Genomic DNA, 5,462 nt, shown 5'->3' on the forward strand with positions numbered 1-5,462 from the left:
TAATCGACACCCAACCCCGCAAAAAGGGGACGAGAACAATCAAAGAAGAATCATAGGTGAATTTGCCGTTAATCGATACCTAACCCCGCAAAAAGGGGACGAGAACTAATAATTCTTTGCACGCCTCTAGTACTTCGGCGTAATCGATACCTAACCCCGCAAAAAGGGGACGAGAACTTCATTTCCCATTCTGAACTGATATTTGTATCATAATCGATACCTAACCCCGCAAAAAGGGGACGAGAACACTACTTAATAATCAAGTTCATCTAAGTCTTCAATCGATACCTAACCCCGCAAAAAGGGGACGAGAACTGGTGCAATGATATAAATCATTTCATCGGCTTCAAACTAATCGATACCTAACCCCGCAAAAAGGGGACGAGAACATCAAACCCGTTACGCAAAGCAATTTCCACTTTCAAAATCGATACCTAACCCCGCAAAAAGGGGACGAGAACTGTAAGACATTTCATATCTACAAATTTTACTTTCCAATCGATACCTAACCCCGCAAAAAGGGGACGAGAACACTACTTAATAATCAAGTTCATCTAAGTCTTCAATCGATACCTAACCCCGCAAAAAGGGGACGAGAACTTTGATTGTGCATAAATGGATTCTTTATAGACAATAATCGATACCTAACCCCGCAAAAAGGGGACGAGAACTGGTGCAATGATATAAATCATTTCATCGGCTTCAAACTAATCGATACCTAACCCCGCAAAAAGGGGACGAGAACATCAAACCCGTTACGCAAAGCAATTTCCACTTTCAAAATCGATACCTAACCCCGCAAAAAGGGGACGAGAACTGTAAGACATTTCTTTACTAACAGATATTCTAATATATAATCGATACCTAACCCCGCAAAAAGGGGACGAGAACTTCGCTCATTGTAAAATCTACAAATATTACTTACAAACCAATACCTAACCCCGCAAAAAGGGCACGCCAAGCAAAAGGAAATGGCTGATTGGATTGATGATCGTCACGGCAGTCGTCGGTTTAGTGTTGGCAGGCGGACAACCGTTTGTTTCTTGATTTTTCAGTATAAAAAATAGAGGTACGCCAAGAGAAACTTCTCAAGGGGTACCTTTATTTTTTTTGCAACATTAACCTAGGTCAGCGCTTGGTGCTAGTAAATTAACGGTATCAATGCCTGGCAAGGCCATGATTTCTTCAGCTAATTTTTGCTCATCCATGTGTTTGGCTTTGATCTCATAAACCAGTTCGAAAGAATCTTCTAATAAGTTTTGTGCTTGGAGTTGGCTTTTTCCTGAAGCGGCGGTCAAGATCTCGTTGATTTTATCGGTATTTGCTTTGCTGCCGCGGATAACGAGCAAGCGGCTTTGACTTTGAGATTTATTGTCGCCAGTCATGATCATGAAGATAGATAAAAGAATAGAACCAATAATGCCTAGGAACCAACCTTCACTTGAAGAAGCGATCCCAATGGTCATAGCCCAGAAAACAAAACCTAAGTCGCGCGGATCTTTGATGTTGGTTCGAAAACGAACGATAGAAAGGGAACCTAACATACCTAATGACAAAGCTAAGTTTTGTTTGATGAGTTGCATTAAGATAGTAGAAACGATAGCCAGCATGACTAAAGTGATGTTGTACTTTTGATTGTAGGTCATAGGGGTGTGACATTTTTTAAAGGTGAAGAACATAATAGCGGAAAGAAGCAATGTAAAAGCTAAGCTGATCAAGATAGTAGAAACACTTAATTTTCCGACAGGCAAGGTGTCCATTTGAAAAAGGTCCATCAGACTTTCTTGTACAGGTTTATTAGTTGTTGTAGCGAGTAGTAGATTCAATTTAATAGTTCCTCCTAAAGGGTTTAATAATAATAGGCTTCTAATAATTCTCGCGAAGAAGCAAACTTACTGACTGGACACTTTTTCAAGTCACAGTGTTCCAAAACTTCTTGCAATTGAGGGAATAAATAGCGCGCATATTTTACTTCTAAAATAGTATCGGTTAAAGGCATGACTTTTTTGTAATTAGGGTTTTCTTCAAATAAATCATAATCAAAATTGCAATACTTCAGGTCGCTGTCTAAAGTAATGCGCGTACTAAAGAAAGGATGAGTATAGACTCTTCTTTTATACTCCACCATAGAAACCGGACGATATCCCATTGTAGTGCAGATGTCATATCCTAGTTCTGCCGTTATCCCTTCATAATTTTTCAGCACTTCAAAGTTGCCTTGCAGCATCTGGTTAGCTTCCTCTCGCGTAACGATGAGGCTATCTTTTATTTGTCTGCCTGATTTTTTTCGTTTGATTTCGAATTTTGCTATATCAGAATGAATATCATACACTCTCAATCGAACGCGTTTCACAAAAGCAAATTTCTCCATTTTTTCAATATAGTCTTGATTACCGAAAGAATCGAAGTAAACACTGCGGACTTGATAGCCATCATAACCGCCATAAGCATCAGGGACCAGCAAACGGTCTAGGCAATTAATAAGATGCAATCGATCAGGTAGATCGATCAGATATTTTAACTCTGTACGAAATACAGTTAGATTATTTTCAACCATTGATGTTCTCCTCTTCAAAAAGTATTATGGGAAAGACTTTCACATCATCTTTCTATTTTATCAAACAGGAAAAAGGAGACTGCTAAGCTTTTAGTCAACTGAGCATAATGAGGTGAACGATGAAAGTTGGAAGTTTAGATTGCGCCAGCTCTGTAAATAACCCAGATAACAAAAATAATAGGAGCCTATCTTTTTTTTGTATACAATGAAATCAAAGTGTTTAAAAAAGGGGGATGGATCGAACGACATAATAAATTTTATTCAGTCGCTAATCCACAATTAACGATTATACCAAAAGCAGCAAAAAAGGGAGAAATATGCTCAGAAAAAAAAAAAATAATGCTTTCATAATAAAAACAACATCATTCTGGCATGAAAAGGGATATCTCAAGCAGCCAAAGATTGATATTCATGCAGAAAATAGAAAGAACTGGACAAAACAAAAAAAGATATTTTTTCTCTTTAATATTGAACATTCTCGTGATAGAATAAAAAACATCAGCGGTTTGGTCAACTTTATTCGTAGAAAAAATGCAAATTAATTCATGAAAAAGTGTTGACAATTAATGGAAAGGATAGTACTATAAAATAGTTGTCGCTGAGGCAATGAAGGGAAAATAAAGAACATGGAATGCACTATTCTGGAGGTTTAGCTCAGTTGGGAGAGCATCTGCCTTACAAGCAGAGGGTCAGCGGTTCGAGCCCGTTAACCTCCACCATGAGTCATTAGCTCAGTTGGTAGAGCATCTGACTTTTAATCAGAGGGTCGCAGGTTCGAATCCTGCATGACTCATTATTAGTATCAAACTTAAGATGCTAGTCATTCGCTTCAATTTTTACCAATGGTAAGATGAAGGATCAAGATCCGAGTGTCATCATAGGAGAATCTTTTTAAACATTCTCTCAGCTTTACCCCGTTAAGATCAAAAAGTTGAATAGCCGGCTTAGCTCAGTTGGTAGAGCATCTGATTTGTAATCAGAGGGTCGAGGGTTCAAGTCCTTTAGCCGGCACCATTTTATGCGGAAGTAGTTCAGTGGTAGAACATCACCTTGCCAAGGTGGGGGTCGCGGGTTCGAACCCCGTCTTCCGCTTCTAGGAAACTAGATAGCTTGTTCAATGCCGGGGTGGCGGAACAGGTAGACGCACAGGACTTAAAATCCTGCGGTTAGTGATAACCGTGCCGGTTCGATTCCGGCCCTCGGCACCATTTGTATAGTTTAATATGAAGCACCCATAGCTCAATTGGATAGAGTACTTGACTACGAATCAAGCGGTTGCAGGTTCGACTCCTGCTGGGTGCATATTGATCTGATATTTGTCAGTCAGTAACTAAATAACTTTTACGGGAAGTAGCTCAGCTTGGTAGAGCACTTGGTTTGGGACCAAGGGGTCGCAGGTTCGAATCCTGTCTTCCCGACTGTTTTGGGGGCCTTAGCTCAGCTGGGAGAGCGCCTGCCTTGCACGCAGGAGGTCAGCGGTTCGATCCCGCTAGGCTCCATAGCAACAAACAATTTATTATGGCGGTGTAGCTCAGCTGGCTAGAGCGTCCGGTTCATACCCGGGAGGTCGTGGGTTCGATTCCCTCCGCCGCTATTACCAATCTTTTGAATAAAATGACTGATTCGTTAATTGTTTGGAAGCTGCGGTAAAGCTTTTTAAAAGTGAATGTATTATTTAATGGAGGATTACCCAAGTCCGGCTGAAGGGAACGGTCTTGAAAACCGTCAGGTGTGTAAAAGCACGCAAGGGTTCGAATCCCTTATCCTCCTTTTTCATAGCCATTGCTGTTTAAGCAGTTTTTAGTTATGATAGAGATGAGAAAGACATATCTTGTATTCTTATAGTAGAGATTTATATTATCGCGGGGTGGAGCAGCTGGCAGCTCGTCGGGCTCATAACCCGAAGGTCGCAGGTTCGAATCCTGCCCCCGCAATTACATTTTAATATGTAGCTCAATTGAAGGTCTCGTGGTGTAGGGGTTAACATGTCTGCCTGTCACGCAGAAGATCGCGGGTTCGATTCCCGTCGAGACCGTTTTTGCGGGTGTAGTTTAGTGGTAAAACTACAGCCTTCCAAGCTGTTGTCGCGAGTTCGATTCTCGTCACCCGCTTTTGTTTCTTTGGGCCTATAGCTCAGCTGGTTAGAGCGCACGCCTGATAAGCGTGAGGTCGATGGTTCGAGTCCATTTAGGCCCATTGTTTCAAAAATTTCATTTAGCATTTTTTGGTTTTGGGGAAGTACTCAAGAGGCTGAAGAGGCGCCCCTGCTAAGGGTGTAGGTCGCTTAACGCGGCGCGAGGGTTCAAATCCCTCCTTCTCCGCTTTAACAAATTTATTTTTTTAAAGCACATAATAAACTGGCCCGTTGGTCAAGCGGTTAAGACACTGCCCTTTCACGGCGGTAACACGGGTTCGAATCCCGTACGGGTCATTGATGTTATCAAACATTCAAGCTGTCTGGTTTATTTGAATAAACGAATAGATAAGATAGAGAATGTAAATTCAAATTTATGAATAAAAAAGGTTGACAGAAAAGTTAGCTGATGATAACATTAAGAAGTTGTCGCTGAGACAACAAACGCAAGAAATTAGACCTTTGAAAACTAAACAAAGTAAGACGAACCAATGTGTAGGGCGTTTTGACAAGTGTCAAAACAAACAACATTAGTGAATATTTATTCGCTAGCAATTCAATTAATGAGCTACAAGCTTCATTAAAAACGTTGAGTGAGACTCAACACTTTTATGAGAGTTTGATCCTGGCTCAGGACGAACGCTGGCGGCGTGCCTAATACATGCAAGTCGAACGCTTTTATCTCACCGGGTGCTTGCACCCACCGAGGTAAAGGAGTGGCGGACGGGTGAGTAACACGTGGGTAACCTGCCCATAAGTGGGGGATAACAT

General features: G+C 41.1%; 3 protein-coding genes, 16 tRNA genes, 1 rRNA gene and 1 CRISPR repeat array. Of the genes, 18 read left to right on the top strand and 2 right to left on the bottom strand.

All coding sequences use genetic code 11. The annotated features are described in order from the left end of the window. Position 1 precedes the first annotated feature (1 nt). Positions 2 to 962: a CRISPR direct-repeat array (repeat unit 36 nt; unit sequence AATCGATACCTAACCCCGCAAAAAGGGGACGAGAAC). 156 nt (positions 963 to 1,118) lie between these two features. Beyond that, complete coding sequence (locus BM057_RS02635) at positions 1,119 to 1,826, bottom strand: DUF4956 domain-containing protein (protein WP_092091306.1); 708 nt, start codon at positions 1,824 to 1,826, stop codon at positions 1,119 to 1,121. A 23-nt stretch (positions 1,827 to 1,849) separates the two neighbouring features. After that, on the bottom strand, positions 1,850 to 2,557 hold the full coding sequence (locus BM057_RS02640) for a polyphosphate polymerase domain-containing protein (protein WP_092091308.1): 708 nt from the start codon (positions 2,555 to 2,557) through the stop codon (positions 1,850 to 1,852). Between the two features lie 317 nt (positions 2,558 to 2,874). On the opposite strand from BM057_RS02640, the gene BM057_RS02645 reads away from it, so the two are divergent. The 18 genes from BM057_RS02645 to BM057_RS02730 form a co-directional block, all read left to right on the top strand. After that, entirely contained in the window at positions 2,875 to 3,099 is a 225-nt protein-coding gene (locus BM057_RS02645; protein ID WP_092091310.1) for a hypothetical protein, read from the top strand. 101 nt (positions 3,100 to 3,200) lie between these two features. After that, positions 3,201 to 3,276, top strand: a tRNA-Val gene (locus BM057_RS02650). Position 3,277: 1 nt separating this feature from the next. Beyond that, positions 3,278 to 3,350, top strand: a tRNA-Lys gene (locus BM057_RS02655). Between the two features lie 145 nt (positions 3,351 to 3,495). Beyond that, positions 3,496 to 3,571, top strand: a tRNA-Thr gene (locus BM057_RS02660). Between the two features lie 6 nt (positions 3,572 to 3,577). Continuing rightward, a tRNA-Gly gene (locus BM057_RS02665) sits at positions 3,578 to 3,649 on the top strand. A 27-nt stretch (positions 3,650 to 3,676) separates the two neighbouring features. Next, positions 3,677 to 3,765: transfer RNA gene (locus BM057_RS02670), tRNA-Leu, on the top strand. Positions 3,766 to 3,785: 20 nt separating this feature from the next. Beyond that, positions 3,786 to 3,859, top strand: a tRNA-Arg gene (locus tag BM057_RS02675). Positions 3,860 to 3,901: 42 nt separating this feature from the next. After that, positions 3,902 to 3,975: transfer RNA gene (locus BM057_RS02680), tRNA-Pro, on the top strand. A gap of 8 nt (positions 3,976 to 3,983) precedes the next feature. After that, positions 3,984 to 4,056: transfer RNA gene (locus BM057_RS02685), tRNA-Ala, on the top strand. A gap of 21 nt (positions 4,057 to 4,077) precedes the next feature. Beyond that, positions 4,078 to 4,151, top strand: a tRNA-Met gene (locus BM057_RS02690). 86 nt (positions 4,152 to 4,237) lie between these two features. After that, positions 4,238 to 4,327: transfer RNA gene (locus BM057_RS02695), tRNA-Ser, on the top strand. A 91-nt stretch (positions 4,328 to 4,418) separates the two neighbouring features. Next, positions 4,419 to 4,491: transfer RNA gene (locus tag BM057_RS02700), tRNA-Met, on the top strand. A 28-nt stretch (positions 4,492 to 4,519) separates the two neighbouring features. Next, positions 4,520 to 4,592: transfer RNA gene (locus BM057_RS02705), tRNA-Asp, on the top strand. A gap of 5 nt (positions 4,593 to 4,597) precedes the next feature. Next, positions 4,598 to 4,668 (top strand) — tRNA-Gly (locus tag BM057_RS02710). Positions 4,669 to 4,679: 11 nt separating this feature from the next. After that, positions 4,680 to 4,753, top strand: a tRNA-Ile gene (locus tag BM057_RS02715). A 36-nt stretch (positions 4,754 to 4,789) separates the two neighbouring features. Then, positions 4,790 to 4,878: transfer RNA gene (locus BM057_RS02720), tRNA-Ser, on the top strand. Positions 4,879 to 4,916: 38 nt separating this feature from the next. Beyond that, positions 4,917 to 4,988: transfer RNA gene (locus BM057_RS02725), tRNA-Glu, on the top strand. Between the two features lie 310 nt (positions 4,989 to 5,298). Further along, positions 5,299 to 5,462: ribosomal RNA gene (locus BM057_RS02730) — 16S ribosomal RNA — on the top strand; the annotation flags it as partial.

This window comes from Pisciglobus halotolerans (assembly GCF_900113675.1).
In the GTDB taxonomy this organism is placed as follows: Bacteria; Bacillota; Bacilli; order Lactobacillales; family Carnobacteriaceae; genus Pisciglobus; species Pisciglobus halotolerans.

What these genes read in the sequence shown, in the direction of transcription:
- BM057_RS02645 (WP_092091310.1), top strand. Translation starts at nt 2,875, where the DNA reads ATGCTCAGAAAAAAAAAAAATAATGCTTTCATAATAAAAACAACATCA.
- BM057_RS02640 (WP_092091308.1), bottom strand. Translation starts at nt 2,557, where the DNA reads ATGGTTGAAAATAATCTAACTGTATTTCGTACAGAGTTAAAATATCTG.